Source organism: Bacillus sp. AFS029637 (genome assembly GCF_002584985.1).
Lineage (GTDB): Bacteria > Bacillota > Bacilli > Bacillales > Bacillaceae_G > Bacillus_A.
The window spans coordinates 1-603 of sequence record NZ_NUPZ01000048.1 but is presented as its reverse complement, the minus strand read 5'-3'; the positions used below and the strand labels follow the sequence as shown (position 1 = coordinate 603).

Below are 603 nucleotides of genomic sequence, written 5' to 3'. Positions count from 1 at the left end.
ATGGGCTATAGCCAAGCGGTAAGGCAACGGACTTTGACTCCGTCATGCGCTGGTTCGAATCCAGCTAGCCCAGCCATTTACGAGCCATTAGCTCAGTTGGTAGAGCATCTGACTTTTAATCAGAGGGTCGAAGGTTCGAATCCTTCATGGCTCACTTTTGTTTTTTTCGCGCGGTCGTGGCGGAACGGCAGACGCGCTAGGTTGAGGGCCTAGTGGGGGAAACCCCGTGGAGGTTCAAGTCCTCTCGGCCGCATCAAAAAATCTTTTTGAAAAAAGTACTTGCATTTGAAAATGTAGTATGATAAGATAATTGAGTCGCCAAAACACAACGACGAAAAAACATCATGAATAAGCGCCCGTAGCTCAATTGGATAGAGCGTTTGACTACGGATCAAGAGGTTAGGGGTTCGACTCCTCTCGGGCGCGCCAATTACGGGAAGTGGCTCAGCTTGGTAGAGCACCTGGTTTGGGACCAGGGGGTCGCAGGTTCAAATCCTGTCTTCCCGACCACGCGGGTGTAGTTTAGTGGTAAAACAAGAGCCTTCCAAGCTCTGGTCGAGAGTTCGATTCTCTTCACCCGCTTTTAGTTCTTTGAAAACTGAA

At 49.6% G+C, this 603-nt stretch carries 6 tRNA genes; all 6 read left to right on the top strand.

The window, feature by feature from the left end:
- Position 1: 1 nt before the first annotated feature.
- A tRNA-Gln gene (locus COE49_RS25325) sits at positions 2-76 on the top strand.
- A 5-nt stretch (positions 77-81) separates the two neighbouring features.
- Positions 82-154 (top strand) — tRNA-Lys (locus tag COE49_RS25320).
- Between the two features lie 16 nt (positions 155-170).
- Positions 171-253 (top strand) — tRNA-Leu (locus tag COE49_RS25315).
- A gap of 99 nt (positions 254-352) precedes the next feature.
- Positions 353-429 (top strand) — tRNA-Arg (locus tag COE49_RS25310).
- A gap of 4 nt (positions 430-433) precedes the next feature.
- Positions 434-510: transfer RNA gene (locus COE49_RS25305), tRNA-Pro, on the top strand.
- A 1-nt stretch (position 511) separates the two neighbouring features.
- A tRNA-Gly gene (locus COE49_RS25300) sits at positions 512-582 on the top strand.
- Positions 583-603: the final 21 nt, after the last annotated feature.